The 20092-nt window shown below is 72.7% G+C and carries 6 protein-coding genes; 4 read left to right on the top strand and 2 right to left on the bottom strand.

All coding sequences use genetic code 11. The features are described from left to right. Position 1 precedes the first annotated feature (1 nt). A complete protein-coding gene (locus ACTMSW_RS29180; protein WP_441183951.1) occupies positions 2-3859 on the top strand; it encodes a hypothetical protein in 3858 nt (1285 codons plus the stop codon). 5 nt (positions 3860-3864) lie between these two features. Further along, the gene (locus ACTMSW_RS29175; protein ID WP_441183950.1) at positions 3865-7722 is read left to right on the top strand and encodes a hypothetical protein; all 3858 of its coding nucleotides are present in this window, start codon (positions 3865-3867) and stop codon (positions 7720-7722) included. On the opposite strand, the gene ACTMSW_RS29170 is transcribed toward ACTMSW_RS29175, so the two are convergent. Together ACTMSW_RS29170 and ACTMSW_RS29165 are read right to left on the bottom strand one after the other, a co-directional pair. After that, complete coding sequence (locus ACTMSW_RS29170; RefSeq protein WP_441183949.1) at positions 7685-10387, bottom strand: AAA family ATPase; 2703 nt, start codon at positions 10385-10387, stop codon at positions 7685-7687. The genes ACTMSW_RS29175 and ACTMSW_RS29170 overlap by 38 nt on opposite strands. Before the next feature lie 252 nt (positions 10388-10639). Beyond that, positions 10640-11167, bottom strand: coding sequence for a CHAT domain-containing protein (locus ACTMSW_RS29165; RefSeq protein WP_441183948.1), 528 nt, complete (start codon positions 11165-11167; stop codon positions 10640-10642). Positions 11168-11471: 304 nt separating this feature from the next. On the opposite strand from ACTMSW_RS29165, the gene ACTMSW_RS29160 reads away from it, so the two are divergent. Together ACTMSW_RS29160 and ACTMSW_RS29155 are read left to right on the top strand one after the other, a co-directional pair. After that, positions 11472-19511: an RHS repeat-associated core domain-containing protein gene (locus ACTMSW_RS29160; protein WP_441183947.1), complete on the top strand. Its 8040-nt coding sequence runs from the start codon at positions 11472-11474 to the stop codon at positions 19509-19511. Positions 19512-19526: 15 nt separating this feature from the next. Next, entirely contained in the window at positions 19527-20087 is a 561-nt protein-coding gene (locus ACTMSW_RS29155; protein ID WP_441183946.1) for a phage tail protein, read from the top strand. Positions 20088-20092 lie beyond the last annotated feature (5 nt).

The raw sequence follows: 20092 nt of genomic DNA, 5'->3' as shown, positions 1-20092 counted from the left end.
GATGACGTACAGCGTGCTCTGGACCGTTCTGCCGGCCGGCTTCGCCGACGGCAAGGCGCAGCTCAGCCTGGTCGCCGCCCCGCGCGGCCAGGGCATCACCACGATCGGCGGTACGCCGCTGGCGAACTGGCCGGCGGTGGTCAACGCCCTCGGGCCACTCTTCCTGGCCGACGCCGGTGGCGGTGATCCGCAGCCGCTGACCCGGCGCAGCGGCCCGGCGTCGTCGCCTTTGTGGACGGCGCTCTTCGGCCCGGCCACCAGGGTGCGCACCCAGGCTGGCGGGCGCCGTGCGTTGGGAGCCGCCCGACCGGGGCCGACCTTCGCCGCCACCGCGACGGCTCTGGAGCAGATGTACAACAGCGTCAACGGCACCAACCCCACCGGCTCGCTGGGCGCCGACCATGTCGTGCGACGGGCGATCGCCGCAGTTGCCACCGTGGACAGTGACCCCCGGGTGGCTCGGGCGATGGGCCTCCCGGCCGGCGCCGCCCTGCTCGCCCCGGCGGCAACGTCGAACGCGACGCTGGCCACCGCGGTGCAGCGGCTGCGCCAGGAGGGCCACGAGGATCTCGCGATGGCGCTGCCGATCGCCGCCTACGCCCGGTGGCTACGCCGTGCAGGCGGCCCCCGCAGGGCACCCGGCCCGGACGGGCGGGCCGCCGGTGGGCCGCTGACCGGGGTCAACTCGGTCACCCAGGCCGACTTCCACCAGGTCTGCACCCTGCTGATGGCGCACCCCGCACTCTCCGTACCGCTGGGTCTACGCGTCGATGTCGAGATGGCGGCGTTCGACGGCGCGCGCACCGTCCGGGTGGTGGACGCGGCCGGTCAGCCGCTGAACGGCCCGGTGCCCCGCTCCCAGCCGTTCAGCGCGGTGGTCAGCGACCTGCCCGCGCGCCGGTTCACCATGGCCACCGAGCCGGACGCCCGCGCCGAAATCGTCGGCGGGGTGCTCAACCTGCGTAACCCGGCCACCACCTACGTGCTGACCAGTGTGGATGTGGCCAGCCTGAGCGGTCAGCTCGCGGCGGCGTCGACCGCGTCGGCGCGCTCCGGCGAGCCGCTGCCGGCCCGGCTGCCGGTACGCCGCGACGTCGGTCTGACCCTCGGCCAGCAGGCCCGCGCCGAGGCGGTGGTCAGCCACGTCACCAGCCGCACCGACGCGATCGCCTCGGCTGGCGTGCAGGCCCCGGCGGTGCTGTTCGCCGACGACGTGACCACCGGCTACCGGGTGGACGTGGCCACCGACGGCGGGCCGTTCCGGTCGCTCATGCGCCGCCGGGTGCGCTACACCGTGGGGGCGTCGACCATCGACGCCGACGACGAGGGCCGCACCGAAGCGGTGGTGGCCGCACAGCAGGACGACGAGTTCGGCGTCGCCCGGCTCATCGTCGGCGAGGAGATCGCCGGGTGGGACGGCTGGGGCCTGTCGGTCGGCAAGCCGGGGCCGAAGGTGGGCGGCGACGGCCGCAACAGCCCGGAGGTGGAGGAGATCGACAGCGTCCTCGCGCCCGGCTATCCGCTGCGCGCGGAGATCACCGCCGCGCCGGGCACGCTGCCGCGGCTGCGCTACGGACGCAGTTATCAGCTCCGGGCCCGGGCGGTGGACATCGCCGGCACCGCGATCGACCCGGACGTCTGCGATCCCACCCAGGTGCTGCCCGCGGTGCGCTACCTTCGCCACGAGGCGGCCGGCTCGCCCACCCTGGTGCCGACCAGGCGCTTCACCGAGGGCGAGTCGCTGCTACGGCTGGTGGTGCGCAGCGACGGCCAGGGCACCCTGCTGGGCACCTGCGAGCGGCACGTCGCCGCACCGGACAGCCCGCAGATGCTGGCCGAGCGGCACGGCATGTTCGACGCGGCCTTCGGGCCGCAGGCCACCCCGGCGGCCCGCGAGCGAACCTTCGCCGTCGCCCGTCGGGAGGAGGGCTCGTTCCTCGACCCGATGGTGCCCGGCCCGAGCGGTGCGATGGTGCCCCAACCGGGCCTGCAGGTGGTCACCAGCGACCCGACCAGGCCGGTCAAGGGCACTCTGCCGGTGCCGCGCGGGCGGGCACTGCCCAACGGCGCCTACGTGGTGATCGACGCGCCGGCCGCCCTGCTGCCCTACCTGCCGGACCCGGCCGTCGCGGGCGTGGCCATCGGCGGTGTGCCGGGTGCGTCGCCCGTGGTGAGCATGGGGTACGGGGGCAGCTGGCCGGATCTGCCGCCGGCGAAGCTGGTGGTCAGCCCGGTGGCGGCCGGCTCCAGCGCGGTGCAGGTCTCGGTGCAGAAGTCCGGTGGCCGATCGGTGATGACCGTCGAGGTTCCTCCCGGCGTGGAGCAGACCTTCGAGCTGTCCAGCACGCTGCACCCCGACCGTCTGGACCACCTCGCCGTCGGCGCCGCCGACCCTCAGGACGTCCTGGACGGTCAGGTTCTGGGCCTGTCCTCCCGGCAACCGGTCACCGTGGTGCACGCGGTGCAGAAGCCGCTGGTGGCGCCGGCCCTGATCGGGTCGCCCACGGTCACCGCGACCGGCCTGACCGGGCAGGTCACCGTCACCGCGCAGGTGCAGGCGCACCGGCCGACCACCGGCCGGGTGCACCTGGCGGCGTCCTGGCTCGAAGCGGTGGACGCCGGCACCGGCAGCGTCGAGCCGCAGCCGCGCACCGCCACGCTCGCCCCTACCGACCTGGAGCGCACCGGTGGACCGGCGGTGCTGACCGCGTCGCAGTTCTTCGGTGACACCCGGCACCGGGCGGTCGCCTACCGACCGGTCGGGTCCACCCGGTTCCGGGAGTACTTCCCTCCCGTGCCGGACGGTGATCAGAGTCAACTGCGCGAGGGCACCCCGACGCTGGTGCACGTGCCCAACCGGGCCGTGCCGCCACCACCGGACGTGCACTCGGTGGTGCCGTCGTTCCGCTTCACCAGGGGCATGGAGTTCGGCGAGTGGACCAGCACCCGGGAGACGATGGGTGTGCGGGTGTGGCTCAACCGCCGCTGGAACCGCACCGGTGAGGGCGAGCTGCTCGGCGTGGTGCTCTTCGCCAGCCCGGCCGACGGTGACGTCGAGGAGGGCCGGGCGCTGTCCGGCCTGGTCACGCGCTGGGGCAGCGACCCGATCGAGGAGATCGGCCTCGGCGACCAGCAGCACTTCGTCGCCGGCGACTTCGACACACCGGGTCAGGTCACGACCACCGTCACGCTGCTGGACCCGGCCGCGGGCGGCCGGCAGGTCACCGTGATCGGGCACCCGGTGCACTTCGACGCCGAGCGTGACCTGTGGTTCGCCGACATCGACGTGGACGTCGATCTCGCGGTGTGGCCGTTCCTGCGGCTGGGACTGGTGCGCTTCCAGCCGCACTCACTGCCCGGCTGCGCGGTTTCCCGGGTGGTCACCACCGACCTGGTCCAGCTGCCCCCGCACCGGCAGATCAAGGTGAAGAAGTTCGGGTCCACCGGGGTGCGGGTCAACGTCTTCGGCAAGCCCGCCGCCGCCAGCGAGTTCACGATGCGTCACGAGCGCCGGATGCCCGACCCCTTCCTGGCCAGCTCGGACATCGGCTCCGACATCGGCGTCCGGGCGCAGGAGGGCACCACCGGCACGCCCGGTGACGGCTGGCGGGTCACCGCCCTGCCCGCCCCGGCCGGTGGCATCGCCGCGATGCGCCTGGAGTGGGTGGCCGCCGGGGCGCCACCGGATCAGCTCATGCGCGAGCTGCGCGCCGGCCGGGTCGTGGTGCAGGAGCGCCAGCGCGGGTGGGCGGTGACCGGTCCGGGCGAAGCCCTGCGGACGGTCTACACCGAGGTCTTCGACCGCGCGGTGATCGACCCCAACCCGCCGGCCACCACCGTTGCGACCGAGGAGAGCTGAGCACAATGGACGTCTTCGGACTGCACATCCGTGACGAGATCCGCATCGATCAGGCGTTCGTCGACGCCCTGCCGCCCTCGACCTTCGACGGTGATCGCGCACTGGTCTTCATCGGCCGCCGGGTGGTGCTGCTCGGCGCGGTGATCCGTGGCTTCCGCGACGTCTTCATCGCCGGTGACGAGGTGGTCGGCGGCGGCCCGGCCGGTACGCCCTCGCTGGCGATGCAGGTGCCCGGCAAAGCCGCGCAGGGCGAGGAGGGTCTCTACGGCCGCGAGCTGGTGATCCACGCCCGCAGGCTGACGGACGTCTCCGCCACCAGCACCGGGCAGCGGGGCGGCAAGGGTGCGACCGGCGACCCCGGCCCACCGGTCAACGACCCGAGCGTCTCGCGGACCACCGCGCTGCCGCCGCTACCTCCACCGCCCCCGCTGCCGACCGGCGGGAATCCCGGTCTGCGAGGTCACCCGGGCGGCCCCGGAGGGGCCGGAGGTTCGGTGCACGTCTTCTTCGTCGAGGCCTCCGGCACCAACACCTTCTCCGGAGTTGGCGGCCCGGGTGGCGCGGGCGGTGACGGTGGACCAGGTGGGCCGGGTATTCCGAACGACCCGGATTACCAGGGGCCACAGGGGCCGCCGGGGGAGCCGGGTGTCGACGGCGCCGCCCGCGCCGCCGAGGTGCTGGCCCGCACCCCCGAGCAGTACGACGAGAGGCTACGCCCGCTGCTCTCCGGCCGCGGTGGCAACCGGTGGGCCGAACAGCGCGGCCGGCAGGCGTGGTACGAGTTCCGCTCCGGGAATCTGACCGAGGCCGAACGGGAGTACGCCGCCGTCGAGTGGCTTCGCCCGGGCACCATGGCACCACAGTTGCGCGCGCTCATGGCCGATCACCGCACCGAGATCGGCGTGGAGCGCGACCTGGAGCTGGACCTGGTGCCGGCGGTCGACTTCTACGCCGGGCAGTGGCGCGCAGCGGCGGACACCCTCCGGGCTGCGCTGTTCGCGCCCGACGACGGCCCGCTGCTGCTCGCCGGCGACCACCAACGGCTGCTGCGGGCCCGGGAGGCGGTCCGCACCCAGTTGACCGCGCTGCTGAGCGACCAGGGGCCGCTGGAGGAGACCATCGGGGAGAGCGCGCGGCGCCGACGGGCAGCCGCCGAGCAGGCCCAGCGGGCCTCCGGGCAGCTGATCGGCCAGAGTGTGCTGCGCATCCAGGAACGGCTCGGCGACCTGACCGTCGCCGAGGCGCTGATCTCGTACGGCTCCGGCGCTGTCTCCGGGTCTGACCTGGTCACGACGATCGCCCAGGTGCTCGGCGCACCCGACCCCACCCAGCCACAGGACGCCGCGGGGGTGCTGTTGCCGGCGGACACCAACCTGCTGGTCGACGCCGGCACCGCGGCCGGCGGCCCCTACCTCGCCGGGCGGCCCACCACCACCCAGCTGGCCGCGGCCGGTGTGGGCCTGGACGCGCACGGTCAATGGGCCCAGATCGGCACCCCCGGCTCCGGGCGGGTCGTGCACCTGCGCCGGGTCGCCGCCGACCTGCGCGCCGCCCAGGGTGACGGGCCCCTGCGGGACCTGCTGATCGAGATGACCGAGGCCTGCCACAGCTGGCGGTTGGCGACGCTGCGGCTGCGGCAGATCGCCGGTACGACGGCGGCCGTCGCCGACCTCAAGCGGCGCGCCCGGGAGGCGATCAAGGACCTGGACTCGGTGGACACCGACGACCGGCCGGCCAAGTCGCCGGTGTCCCGACTGCTGCGCGGCCTGGTCTGCCTCTTCGACGCACTGGACCACTGGAGCCAGCGGGCCCAGCGGGCGTTGAAGCTCTACATCCTGGACCGCGGCAACCCCGGCGGCATCTCGGGACAGACCGCGGCGCTGGCCTACCCGGACCTGGATCTGGACCTGGACGAGAAGCGCACGCCCGACTTCCCGGTGGGCGCCTACGACCTGATGATGAACGCCATCTTCACCCGGGACCCGGTGGCCGAGCGCGACCGGCACCGGGCCAAGGGGCGGTCACTGGTGGTCCAGGACGGCACCCAGGTGATCCACAACGCGTTCTCCGTCGGCGCGCACACCGCGGCGATCAACCGGTTCGTCAACGCCAAGTCGCTCTGGTTCGACCTGCCGCTGGCCAAGCTGCCGCCCGGGCTGGCCGAGTTGAAGGTGGTCGGGGTCACGGTCAACCTGCGGGGGATGGCCGGCAACGACAACAGCCTGCCGATGACGATCACGCATGCCGGCTTCTCCCAACAGCGCGACCTTGATCTCGGCGTGCACGACCTGACCGGTCCACCGGCCACCCAGGAACTGGTGCTGCGCTTCGAACCGGCCACCCAGGTGTGGACCGGCGACACGGCCGCCGTCGCCGGTCAGGAGCACCTGTTCAGCCTGTACGGGCGTGGCCTGACCGGCGGCTGGACGCTGGCCTACGACTCGGTGACTGTCCCGTTCACCGGCCTGCAGCAGGTCGACGTCAACATCCAGTACGAGGCGATGGAGTCCCTCGACTCGGTGTCGCTCAAGCGGGTGGAGCACGCCCGCACCGGGCTCATCGTCGGGGCCCGGGCCACCGGCCGGGTGCTGCTCACCGGCCCGGCACCGGCCGGCGGCAAGCGGGTCACCCTGCACAGCAGCCGGCCCGATCTGGTCAAGGTCCCCAGCGGAGTCGACGTCGTCGCGGGAGCTTCCACGGCTGACTTCGCGATCGACGTGCTGGCGCCCACCGGTCCGCAGCCGATCGACATCTCGGCCAGCATGGCCGGCGTCCGGCGTGAGGCGATCGTGCACGTACCGCCACCGGCGCCGGCAGCGCCGCTGGTGACGACGGTGCCCCTCGGTGGTCCGGGCTCCGTCGCGGCGGTGGCGGTGTCCCGCGACGGCGCCGGCGGGCGGGTCTTCGCCACCCATGCACCTCACGACCGGCCCGACGAGCACGGCACCCTGAGCAGCTGGGACCTGGCACTGACCCAGGCGCGGACGGCCGTCGTGGGTCACGGGCCGCGCGCGCTCACCGTGCAGCCGCAGGGCAACCACGGATTCGTGGTCAACGGTGGCCACCACGACTTCGCCGTGCAGCGCTTCGAGGTGACCGCAGGCATGCCACAACCGGGGATCAGCAGGCCGATCGGGCTGGGCGTGGTCGACGTGGCGCTCGACGCGGCCGCCCAGCGGCTCTACGTGGTGCACCAGGGCGGTGCCCCGCCGGTGGGAGTCGACATGCACGTGCGGGTGCTCGCCCCGACCGACCTCAGCGAACTTGACGTGGTGGGTGACGAGGACGGCTTCGCCGGGATCATCGCCGCCGCGGTGGACAGCACCGCGGCCCGCGTCTACGTCGCCCGGACCTACCGCTCCGGCGTACCGCAGACGGCAGCCATCTCGGTGATCACCCGGCGCGCGGACGGACGGCACGCGATCACCGGCACGATCGACCTACAGGATGTGCTGCTGCAGCCGGTCGACGTGGCGGTCGACGTACCGGCCGGGTTGATCTTCGTGTCCTGTCTCGGCGGCAACACCACCCACCCCTCGGTCGTGGTGCTCGACCAGGGCGACTTCCCCACCGACGGCGGCACCCGGCCGGTGCCGGCCGGCGCGGTGCTGCCGGTGCCCGGCGGTGGGCGGGCGGTGGCCACCCGACCGGGGACCGGCATCGGCTACGTCGCGACCTCAGCCGGTCTGCTGATGGTGGACGGCCGCTCCCGGGCCCTGCGGGTGGCGGTCAAGCTGGGCACCGCGCCGTGCTCGGTGGCGGTCGACCCGGTCACCGGCGTGGCCTACGTCGGTGACGCTGTCGCCGGCACCCTGAGCCGGGTGCTCACGCCGGCCGATGTGGCGCCCCGGGCATGGCGCTAGCCGGGCCGATGCCCCGAGCGCGGGCGGCCGCCGCGGCCTCCTGCCGGGTGCGCACCCCCAGCTTGTCGAAGATCGCTGCGACGTGGTGGTCCACGGTGCGCACCGACAGCACCAGGTCGGCAGCGATCTCGGCGTTGGTCCGGCCGGCGCTGAGCTGGCTGAGCACCAGCAGTTGCCGCTCGGTGAGGTGGGCCGGGTTGGCCCGGGTGCCGCGGCGCGCGCCACGCGGCACCCGGGCACCCCGATCGCGTAGCCGGCCCCGGACCAGGTCGGCCGCTGCCACCGCGCCGAGCCCGTCGAGCATCTGCAGACCCCCGGCCACCGTGTCGGCGTCCGGGGATTCGGCCAGCTCCAGAGCCTGCTCGTACGGGTCGCCGTGGGTCGCCCACTGCGCCGCCGCGGTGGCCCAGTCACCCCGGACACCGGCCGCATACGCCTGGGTCACCACCAGCTCGGACGCCTGCATGCCCGCCGCATCGGTCACCGTGCTGCTGACCGGGTCGACGATGACGCCCAGGCGGACCAGGTACCGCACCGCCTCGGCCCGGAACGGCGCGGCACCCGGGTGCGCGAGGCGGGGCAGCAGCTCGGCCGCGACCTCCTCCGCGCGCTGACGGTCGTTGGTGAGCCAGGCCCACTCCAGGTAGGCGAGGCCGGCGTACGCCGTGCCCAGCAACAGCCGGCCGCGACGGGCCCGGTCCCATGCCTGCGCCAGCAGCGGCGCGGCGGCCGGATCACCTCGGCGGGCGCGTAGCCGGGCGTACCAGGGGACGCTGTAGACGTACAGCATGTCCGGGTGGTTCTGGCGCTGCGCCAGCGCGCGCAGCCCCGGCTCGGCGTGGTCCCAGCCGCCGCGGCGCACCTCGACCAGCAGGTGATGCACCCGCATGTTGTAGGCGTGCGACCAGAAGCCGTGCTCCTCCGCGAACTCCAGCCCGGCGCGCACGCACCCGGCCGCCTCGGCCAGGGCGCCCATCCGGAAGAGCATCTCGCCGAGGTTGGTGTAGCCGCGCGCGACATACTCCAGCAAGCCGTCCTCGCGGGCCGTGTCCACGCTCTGGCGCAGCATGGCCAGCCCACCGGCGTCACCCACCTCGATCCGGGCGATGCCGAGATAGTTGAGGCACAGTGTGTCCAGGTCGGTGCGGCCGGCCCGGCCGGCGCGCTTGCGGGCTGACTCCAGGGCGGTGACCGCCCGCGCGAAGTCGTCGGTCAACGCCAGGATCGCGCCCTGATAGAGGAGTGCGTGTGCCGCCGCCGCGTCGTCGGCCCGGTTGTCGAGGATCCGCACGGCCTCGCCCGCGGTCCGCTCAGCGGCGTCGGTCTCGCCGGCCATGAACTGGTGCCGGGAGACGCGGATCAGGCAGCGCCCCCGGGCCGGCTCGTCGCCGAGGGCGGCGTACTCCCGGGCGGCCTGCTCGCCGACCCGCACCGCCTCGTGGAACCGGTGCGCGTTGTAGAGCTCCCAGCCGTACTCGTCCAACAGTGCGGCGCTCTCCGCGCCCCCCAGCCGGTCGCGGTAGGGCAGCACCGACTCGAGGAGCACCAGTGCCTGCCGGTGCGAGCCCGCTGCCGCCGCGGCTCGGGCCGCGCTCGGGCCGACCGCGACCACGGTCGCCGGATCGTCCCCGGCGACCGCGTGGTGCACCAGGCGTCCCCGGTCCGGCGACGACTGGGCCCGCAGCGCTGCCAGCACCCGGCGGTGCAGCAGTCGCCGACGCAGCTCAGGCAGGTCGGCTTCGATCGCCCGTCGGGCCAGCTCGTGTCGGAAGGCCAGACCGTCCGGCCGTACCTCGATCACCCCGTTCTGCTCCGCCTCGGCCAGCGCGGCCAGCGCCTGCGGCCCGAGGAGGATGGCGGCCAGGTCCACCCCGACCGCCCGCGGGATCACGCAGAGCTGCGCCAACGCCTCCTGACAGGCGGGTGCGAGGCGGCGGCACCGGGCGCGCACCGCGTCGCGCACCGCCCCCGAGGCGGCCGAGCCGTCGGACGCCAGCGACTCACTGACGAAGAACGGGTTGCCGCCGGTCAGGGCGTGCAGCGCGGCGCCGTCGTGGTTGGTGCCGGCCGCCATCCGGGCCACCGCGGCCGCGGACAGCGCGGCCAGCGGGACTCGGACCACCGGCGCCGCGGTCAACGATCCCAGCAGGCGGTGGACGGGGTGAGCGTCGTCCACATCGTCACGCATGGTCAGCAGCAGGACGGCCGGCAGCGGCCCGATCCGCCGGGCGGTGTAGATCAACACGTCGATGGTCGCCTCATCTGCCCAGTGGATGTCCTCCACCACGAGGAGCGTCGCGGGGGCGCCGCGCAGCTCAGCCAGCATCACGGGCAGCACAGCCACCAACGGGTACGCCCTGGCCGCGGCGCTCGGCGCGGTTGGTAGGTGCGGCGCGGCCAGGGCGGCCGCCAGAGGACCGTCATGATTCGCCACCGCCTCGCGCAACGGCGCCAGAGGAGCAGGGGCGATCAGATCGTCGCAGCCGCCGGAGAGCACCCGCACCGCCGGATCGACCTCGGCGAGCAGCTGGCGCACCACGCTGGTTTTGCCGATCCCCGCCTCGCCGGTAAGCAGGACCACCGAGCCGGCGCCGCCCAGCGCGGCGTCGACGGCGGTCCGCAGCGTGGTCAGCGCGGACCGGCGCTCGAGGAGCTGCACAGACATTCTTCGATGGTGCCATCCGCATCCGGGGGCGGGTCCGGTTGAGACGGCTTGCTGACCGTGCTACCCGAAGCCTCGATTCCTGACGACGTCCTGTCGGCCTGCCCCCGTTCACCCCCGAAGACCCCTGTGTGGGGTTGGGTCAACGAGCCCGGCCCGGGGCGCCCTCGCAAGTGCCCGGAGGTGCTGATCGCTGACGATCCTGTGTGTCGGCGCCGCGTGGTGACGGTCCCGCGCGGTCCACACCCTGACCGCTCATCGGCCGGCGACGACGAAGCCGGCCCAGAAGTAGGGGTGAGCGAAGGGGCCGGCACTGTGACCTGGAGGGGGAGCGGGGGCCCCGCTGAACAGCGCGGCGAGCTCGGCGTCGCTCAAGCGGACCAGCCACTGCTGAGCCGCGCGCAGCGCGGCGGCCGGCGACAGCGGCGGGGCCTCGCCTTCGCCGAGCAGGTGGACGTAGAAGCGGCGCATCAGCAGCGCCGTCGGTAGGTCGGCGACCGGCCAGAGCGTGCCGATGACGCCTGCCGCGCCGGCACGCAGGAACCCCGCCGGCAGGCCTACCGCCTCGTCCGGCAGGCGCAGGACGTTGGTGATCGCGGTCTGGCAGGCCGACGCGACGACCAGCCGGGCGTCTCGCAACAGCTGCCCGTCGAGCAGCTCGCCCAGGGTCAGCTCGTCCCCGCCGGCCAGCCGCAACCGGGAGGCGAGTGGGTCGGCCGGGTTGTAGCCGCCGTGACAGGGTCCGGTGGGCCGGGGCACATGCTTCTCGAAAGCCTGCCTCATCTCGTGCACCCGCTCGGAGACCGATCTACGCGGCGTTGTGCAACAGGGATGAGCTGACGCCAGGGCCGGCCGTGAACGCCGTGACGTCCCCTCATCGAGGGGCTGATGCCTTGTTCGTGCCTGTCTGCGAAGAAACGGCAATATCATCGGATTTGCGCGTCGCCGGGTCGGGGTGACACGAGCAGTCGGCTGGCGGGCAGTGCGGACGGGGGTGGCCGCGATGGGGATGGCGCAAGCAGCGGCCGCGCCAGGGGTACGAACGTCACAGCTGCTCGTCGGTGGTGACGTCGCTGACGTGGTGAACATGTTCCGCGGAGAGGTGAACCTGCCCCTGGACCTGATTTCGCTGACCGGCCGCGGCGGCTTGGACGTCACCGTCACCGCCTTCTACGGCAGTGGAGTGCACCATTCGGTGCAACGGTCCAACCTCACCGCACCCACCGGGGTGCTCGGCCTGGGCTGGTCCCTGCCGTACGAACGCGTCGTCGTCGAGTCCCAGACCAGCGGCACGACGGTCGACGACGTGTTCTACCTGGTCACCGGCGGTGCTCCGCGACAACTCGTGCTGGTGGACGTCGACGGGCCGGTGCAGCGTTTCCAACTTGTCGACCAGCCGTTCTGGCAGATCACCTACCATCCTGACCCCATCTCACCGGAGTCCGAGTACTGGACCATCGTCCGGGAGGACGGCAGCACCTCTACCTACGGGTTGGGGGCGGTGCAGCGCGGCGTGCGCTGGGGCAACTGGATCGGCCCGTCCACACTTGCGGGCGGGGTGAGTTTTCCGCTGGCGTGGAACCTCCTGCGGATCCGCTCGCTGGCCGGCGACGCCGTGTCGTTCGAGTACGACATCGACGACGTGCTGATCGGCGCGAGCCCGCAGGCGCGTTGCACGCGCTCGTGTCGGCTCAGCCGGATCGTTGACGTGTTCGGGCAGAGCGTCGACTTCCGTCACCTGCTGAAGGAGCCCTGCGAGGCGCCGCCTCCGCATGTGCCACCGCACGGCGGCCAGAACGCCTACCAGTTCCAGGTGGAGGACCACTACCTCGACCAGATCGTCGTGCGCGACAGCGCCGGCGCCACCGTGCTGACCACACAGCTGCGCTACGCGTTGCACAATCACTCCCGGCACGCCGACGACAGCCGGTACCTCAAGCGCTATCTCGTTGCCGTCGGGCAGGAGGTGGCCGCCGGCGGAGCCCTGCCGGAGCTGGAGTTCGACTATCACGGCGCGGACAGCTCGAACCCGGGTGCGATGTCCGGTGCGCGCACGCCGCAGGGCGGGCAGTCGGGATACGACTACCGCGCGGCCGAGCTGCCCGATACCGCGCTGCGGGTCCCGGTCCAACGACCGGCCGCCGGCGGTACGCCACGGGTCTGGCACGGTCCCACTTACACCGTTCTGACCTGGGAGAACAGCGCCACCGGTCAGATCACCACCGGCGTGTACTCGTGGAACGGCAGCTGGTCCGTCCAGCAGGACACCCGCCAGTGGGCGGCGACACCCGCCACCCTGCGGGTGCTCACCACCGAGGGATTCTTCGCCGTCTGGTACGAGGACGCGTACAGCGGCCAGTACCGGGTCCACCTGGTCCGCGCGGAGCCGTTTCGCTTCGGCGAGTGGGAACGTGACACGTATCCGGTCACGCTCGATGAGCCGCTGACCGAACCGGCGATCAGTGTCGGCGGCGGTTTCGTCGCCGTTGCGGACGCCCGGGCCGGGCAGTTGAAGACCGTTACCTGGGATCCGGTCGAGCGGCGCTGGATCGAGCAGGGCTTCGGGTTGAGCGGTGTGGACCGCGTGGCGCTGGCCAGCGGCGCCGGCGTCTGTGTCGCCGCCACCTACGCCGAGCAGAGCCGGACGTTGAGCATCGCCGTTTATCACTGCGACGCGAAGCGGCACTGGCGCCGCGGCGACACCATCAGCGAGACCGTCGACGTCGACTGGACAGCCACCTCGACCGATCGGCTGCTCGCCATCGGCGCGTCCTTCGCCGTGCTCGGCTTCGTGACCGTCCTTGACGACACGGCCGGGACCGTCCGGTACGCCAGCCGGTTGGTCACCTGGTCGACGTCATACCGGTTCGGGCAGGTCCTGAAGGTGGACGGCAGTCAACCGCTGGACGTCCGCAACCCGGTCGGATACGCGACGGTGAACGGGTCGACCGCCGCCAACGGCGGGCACCTGTTCCGCTTCGACGGCGCCCGCTGGCAGCAGGTCACCGCAACCCGGCCCATCGTCGGCCCCCGCTACACCTACCACTACGCCGCCGACACCGCCTACGCCATCACCGTCCAGGACAGCGGCCAGTGGACGGCCGAGCTGTACGAGTACGACCCCTACCGCAACGCGTGGCGTACACCCACCCGGATCAACGGCGCCACCTCCGGGCTGCCCACCCTCGCCGAGGGCTACCGCACGGTCGGCCGCGACCTGCTCTGGCGCACGCCCGAGGGCGCCTGGAGCACCGCGTACGCCCTGCCGGCCGACGCGGACCTGGCGACCCTGACCAACGCCGCGCCGGCCTACCTGAGCTACCAGGACCGCAGCGGCTCCGCTCACCTGGTCACACTCGTCGACGCCGCGGTGGGGGAGTCGGTCGCGCTGCCCGGCGAACGCGTGGTGGTCCCCGACCCGCAGCCCGGACAGATCCTCACCGGCCCGGAGACCGTTGTCACCTACCGCGGCTCCGACTTCGACCACGCCACCAGCCTTGCCCTGTACCGCGTCGTCGGCGGCCGGACCGCCACCCGGCTCGTGGCCTACCCGGTGGTCCGGGTCGGCAGCGACACGGGCTACCAAGCCCGGCACACGACGCTGGACTATGACCTCGCCACCGCGACCTACGACCCGTACGGACTGGTCACCCAGTACGTGACGGTCCGTGCCACGCCCGGCAACGGCGACCAGGGCTGCGTCGAACGAGTCTTCTTCAACGGGCTCAGCCCGAGCGTGCCCGGCGTGCTCTACCCGGTATCCGACCAGTACAGCAACGCCCGGGCGTACTTCAGCAAGCTCAACGGGCAGCTGTACCGCACCCGCGCCTTCGACGCCGACGGCCGCCAGGTCAGCGAGAGCGTCAGCTATCCCTACACCTACTCCGGTCAGGACAGCGCGTCCGTCGTCGGCACCTACACCAGAGTGCGCAGGCAGACGCAGGCGACCGCGGGGGAGCTGTTCACCGCCGACACCGACCGCGCGCAGACCCGAGAGCACGATGTGCAGGCCACGTTACGGCCGCACTTCACCGCACACGGGATACCACTGACCGACCCGCTGACGGTGCACGAGGAGCAGCCCGACCGGCGCTGGCGGCTCACCGACGCCAACGGCGCGAACTACCAGGTGGTCGCCGACGGGACACGGCTCACCGTGTACGGGTGGCTGGTCGACACCACCGAACACGAGTACAACGACCACGGGCAGCCGTGCCGCGAAATCAACGACAACGTCGACGACCAGGGGGTGCGGCGGCGGCTGCGCCGCGACACCTCCTACGCCTGGCAGACCTATCCGGGCCTGCGCGAGCTCAACTGCCTTGTCCCGACCAGCCAGGTCACCAGCACCGACGTCACCGCGGACGTGGTCACCGCCAGCGAGGTCACCACCTACCGCAACGAGTGGGGGCCCTGGGCCGCTGCGCGCGGCTACCAGTGGATGGGCGTCGACGATCCGACCTTCCCGTCCTGGGGCTCGGAGGCCGAACCCGGACCGGGCTGGCTCTGCGCACGTCAGGTCCTCGACGTCACCGAGCGGGCCCAGCCACTGGCGGCGCTGGACGCCAGCGGGCACGTCGCCGCCGCCATCTACGACCGCGAGCGCCGCTTCGCGGTCGCCACCACCGCCAACGCCGACCCCCGTCAGGGCGAGGTCTGCTGGTACGGCTTCGAGGAGTACGAGGACGACGGCGGCTGGACGCTCACCCCCGCCGGCCTCGACCCGACCGGATACATCACCGAGGGCCCGGCGCACTCCGGTTCACGGCGACTGGCCATCCCCGGTGACCCCGACTGCGCCATCGGCATCACCAACGCGTTCACCCCGGCCCGCGGCGACCGGCCCTATCACCTGTCGTGCTGGGTCTGCACCCAGCCGGGGTTCGTCGACGACCCGGATCTCGCCGCGTTGCGCACCACGGTCCGCGACGAGCAGGGGCGCACGGCGGAACTCGTGCTGTCCATTCCTGCCACCGACGACCGATGGCGCTGGCTGCACCAGCCGATCGACCCGCAGGCGCTGGACCTGGGCGCCATCGCGTCGGTGACGATCACCCTCACCAGCCGCCAGGACCGGCGGTACCTCCTGGTCGACGACCTCGCGTTCGCCCCGGTTGCGGCCAGTCTGCAGGCCTCGGTGTACTCCCCGGACGGGCAGGAGCTGCGCGCCACGGTGGACATGCTCAGCGACACCCGCCGCATCGGCTACGACCTGCTGACCCGACCCGTGTTGGACGTCGGCTTCGATGACTGGCCGTTGTCGGCCACCGCCGAGTACGTCTGGCGCTGCGGACGGGACACCTTCGACCCCGCGCGGCCGAACGCCACCCTGGTGGCGTCGCTGCGCGGCCCCGGCACCTTCACCGACTTTCGTCAGGGCGCGCAGTGGCGCGCGCAGTGGCGCGCCGACGCCGGCTGGCAGCAGGATCCGGGCCTGCTGCGCTACGCGCAGGACGGCACCGGCACGCTCGCCCTCACCGGGACGCCCGAGGGCAGCTACCTGCTGCGTCTCGCCCTGGCCGCCGACCCGGCCGTGCGGCGGCCGGTACGGCTCACCCTCGGCGAGTGGTGCGTACGCTGGGCCGACGGCTGCTGGACGCTGCACCAGCCCGACGGTGAGACGGCGGCTGCGGTGCCGGCGGAACCCGGCACCGACCTGATGCTCATCGTCTGGCCACACCGCATGCTCTGGTACGTCGACGGTGAGCTGCTGCTCCAGCGGGTCAGTGCGGACGGTTTCGCCGGGCCGGTGGCCTTCGCCACCGACGGCCCGCTGGCGCTGCGCTGGATCGCGTTCGGGACCGTCCCGGTGGTCGGGATCTGCTTCACCGACAACGCCGGCCGCCCCCGGCAGCTACACCACGTCGACGACACCCGCGTGCGACTGTCGGCCACCGGCTACGACGCTGCTGGCCGGGCAGCGATCACCACCAAGACCGTCGAAGTCGACGGTGAGCTGATCGGCTACCGACCCGGCCTGATGACCGACCTGGATCCCGAGACCGGGGCGATGGGCGACTGCGAGCTGACCCGCGCCTACCCCGACGACGGCGGCTACCCGTTCTCCCGCACGCTCTTCGAACCCTCCCCACTGGGCCGACCCGTCGAATCCGGGCGGCCCGGCCAGGCGTTCGCCATCGTCGAATCGATCCCCGTCGGACAGCGGCACACCGCCCGTACCGCATACCACCTGAACACCGAGCAGCCGCTCCTGCCCAAGCTGCCCGCCGGGCAGTACCCGCTCGAGGTCAGCACCGACCCTGACGGCCGGGTGATGCGGCTGTGGCGCGACCGGTTGGGCCGAACCGTCGCCGCCGCCCACGGTGACCTGACCGGCGGCCCAGCAACCTTCGCGCTCGTGCGCAACCACTACGACCCCTACGGCAACCTCGTGCGCCGGGACCAACCCAACGTCACCGACACCCGGGTGCCCGACCGGGACCGCTTCGTCGAACGATTCGCCTACGACTTCGTCGGCAACCCGGTCTCGGTCACCGGACCCGACCTCGACGGCATTGTCAACCACGTCTACGACACCCTCGGGCGGCTGCGGTTCAGTCAAGGCCCGCAGGCCGCCAGCGAGGGCTGTCTCAGCTACCGGCGGTACGACAGCCTGAGCCGCCTGGTGGAGCAGGGCACCTGCGTCGCGGCATGGAACCGCGACGAGCTGCAACGACACGCCGATGATCCCGCCTGGTTGCCCGCCACCGGCACCTGGCTGGCCCGCTACCGCTACGACGGCGACGGCACCGACCCGCTGCTGTACGGCCGGCTCTGGCAGACCTGCTCCGGCCCCGCCGCCGACGACGCGGCATCGACCCGCAGCACCTACACCTACGACCAGCGCGGCCTGGTCAACACCCGCACGATCCACGTCGCCTCCTACGACGACGACGCCCCGCACACCCTCGCCTTCGACCACGACGCCACCGGCGCGGTCACCGCCATCACCTACGACGCCCAGCTCGGGACGAACGCGTTCACCGCCCGACTCGCCACCGACGGCTTCAACAACCTGGTCGCGGTCACCGGCGAGCACGCCGGACAGGACACCGACCTGGCCCGGTTCACCTATACCCCCGGCGGCTCGCTGGCCACCGAGGTGTTCGCCCCCGGGACCGTGGCGGAGCTGACCCGCACTTACCACTACACCCCACCCGGATGGCTGACCCGCGTCGAGGACCGCTACCTGACCGAGACCACCGACTACACCAGCGGCGGATACGACGACGGCGGCTACCACGACGGCCGCGCCGCCCGGACCGACACCCGCTTCACCGACGTACGCCAGGACGGCTTCCTGCCCGATGTCACCGTCCGCTACGGCTACGACCCGCTGGGCCGCCTCGCCGTGGCCGACTGCAGCGCGGGGCAGCGGTTCGGAGTGAGCCGACTGACCTACGACGCGAACGGCAACCTGACGACCCGCACCGCCGGCGTGTCCCAGCGCCTGCACTACCGCCACGGCACCAACCAGCTGTGCACCATCGGCGACGACGACGTGGCAGGCGAGGCGTTCGGCTACGACCGGGACGGCAACGTCACCGACGCCGCACCGCTGAACGTGCGCGACCTACGCTACGAGGCGGTCTCCGGACTTCCCACCAGCCTGACCGGGGCCGCCGGAGCACTTCGCCTGACCCGCGACGCCGACGGCACGCTGCTCCTGCGCACCACCCCCGACCGGCAACGGCTTTCCGTACCGGGCCCTGACGCGGCGCCGCTCGCGCTGCACCACGTCGACCCGGACGGGACCCGCCGGGCCGGCTACCTGATCCCGGGGCCCGGCGGCACCGTCGCCGTCTGGTCCCCGCGAGGCACCGCGTACATCATGCGCGGCCGGCTCGGCTCCACCCGAGGCGTCTACGACTCGACCGGCCTCATCGGCGCGTTCACCTACCTGCCCACCGGTGGATTCCTCGGCACCCCACTGGACCGCGGCGCGAGCGCCACCTACCCGTACCTGTTCACCGGCGCCGAGCGCGACCCGGGCACCGGCCTCTACCTCTTCCCGCAGCGCCTCTACGACCCGGACACCGGACGGTTCCTCAGCATGGACCCGGCCGGGCAGTATCCAAGTCCCTACCTCTACGCCGGCGGAGATCCCGTCAACGGGTACGACCCCAGCGGCGGGTTCGCCTGGTCCTGGCCGGCGTTCGGCGCGGTCCTCGGCGGCGTCGCCGTCACCCTGGCCGGATTCGCGCTCACGATCGGAACCGCCGGCCTCGCCTGGCCGCTCATGGTGGGCGGCACCCTGCTCGGCGGCCTCCTCATCGGCGGCGGGATCGCCAGCGCCGCCTACGGACTGGGCCACGCCAACGCCGAAGGACCGCAGGCCACCTGGAAGGAGTGGGGCATCTCGGTCGGGCTGGGAGCAGCGTTCGGCCTGGCGGCCGCCGGACTGGGATTCGTCTCGGCGGCGGCCACCACCAGCGTGGCGGCGTCGCTCGGCATCGAGACGTTCATCGGCACCGGACTCGGCGCCCTCGACGGTTTCATCAGCAACGGCGTCTCCAACCACCTCCAGGGCCAGGACTTCGGCGCCGGCGCCGGCCTGTCGACCGCGCTGGGCGCGCTCGGTGGAGCCGTCGGCGGAGCCATCGGCGGTGTCCTGGGCCGCGGCAACATGCTGCGCACGCGGATGACGGTGAGCGCTGGCCGTCGGGCAGAGGCGGCCGGCGAAGCAGGGGCCGTCTACGTCATGAACTACGACCAGGGCAGCGTCTGGCACGCGCAGATCGGCACGCGCGCACCGCGCGCTGCCACCACCAGGATCAGCGACCTGAACGCCGAGCTCGGCAACCTCAAGGCGACCTTCCGCGGCGGGCAGCGCACCACGATCAACGTCCAAGAGAAGCCCTACGAGCCCATGAGCGGAAACGGCATCCCCCGCCGCTACGTACGCCGCATCCACCTGCCCGGACAGAACGTGCAGGCCGCCGACGAGTTCGCGGCCAGGAGCGCACTGGCGGAGGGCCGTTTCTCGGTCTTCACCAACAACTGCACCACCTACGCCAACAGCGTGCTCCGGGAGGCGGGCCTGCACCCGCCGCTGTGGGTGCGTTCTCCCACGCTGCTGCAGTTGTGGGCCACGACCATCGGCGAGCGGATGCCGAACCAAGCGTGAGAAGAGGACTCCTGGATGCCAGCTGACCCGTCACCGGTGCCCATCGGCACCATCACCGCCTTCGCCGGCCGGCTCGACGTCTCGTGGCTGCGGCCGCAGGGCTGGCTCTACTGCGACGGCGCCGAACTGGACGAGGCGGACTATCCCGCTCTGCACGCCGTGATCGGCGGCAACTACGGCGCGGGCAACGGCAGGTTCCGCCTCCCGGACCTGCGCGGGCGGTTCGCCCGGGGCGTCGACCTCGGCGCCGGGCGGGATCCCTACGCCAACACCCGCGCCCCTTCCGGGCGCGGCGGGCTCGCCGGCAACAATCCCGGTTCCGCGCAGGACTGGTACACCGCCCTGCCGGGCAAACCGTTCCCGGTCGACGGCGGCGGGGACCACACGCACCCCGTCGAGCACATGCCGGCCGACGCGACGGGAGCGGCGGTAGCCGGCAGCCACTACGGGATCTGGCAGGACAGCCGGTGGATCTGGGGCACCGGCGCGCACACCCACTCCGTCGACGGCGGCGGAGACGCCGAGACCCGCCCCGTCAACGCGTACGTCTACTTCGTCATCAAGTTCGACGGATGAGGCGA

The sequence above is a fragment of the Micromonospora sp. BQ11 genome (assembly GCF_052068135.1).
Lineage (GTDB): Bacteria > Actinomycetota > Actinomycetes > Mycobacteriales > Micromonosporaceae > Micromonospora.
The sequence above is the reverse complement of the archived record's forward strand: the minus strand, read 5'-3'. Positions and strand labels throughout refer to the sequence as shown.

Bases quoted from the DNA above. Each gene is read 5' to 3' on its own strand.
- ACTMSW_RS29170 (WP_441183949.1), bottom strand. From the start codon at position 10,387: ATGTCTGTGCAGCTCCTCGAGCGCCGGTCCGCGCTGACCACGCTGCGG.
- ACTMSW_RS29175 (WP_441183950.1), top strand. From the start codon at position 3,865: ATGGACGTCTTCGGACTGCACATCCGTGACGAGATCCGCATCGATCAG.
- ACTMSW_RS29155 (WP_441183946.1), top strand. From the start codon at position 19,527: ATGCCAGCTGACCCGTCACCGGTGCCCATCGGCACCATCACCGCCTTC.
- ACTMSW_RS29165 (WP_441183948.1), bottom strand. From the start codon at position 11,167: ATGAGGCAGGCTTTCGAGAAGCATGTGCCCCGGCCCACCGGACCCTGT.
- ACTMSW_RS29160 (WP_441183947.1), top strand. From the start codon at position 11,472: ATGTTCCGCGGAGAGGTGAACCTGCCCCTGGACCTGATTTCGCTGACC.
- ACTMSW_RS29180 (WP_441183951.1), top strand. From the start codon at position 2: ATGACGTACAGCGTGCTCTGGACCGTTCTGCCGGCCGGCTTCGCCGAC.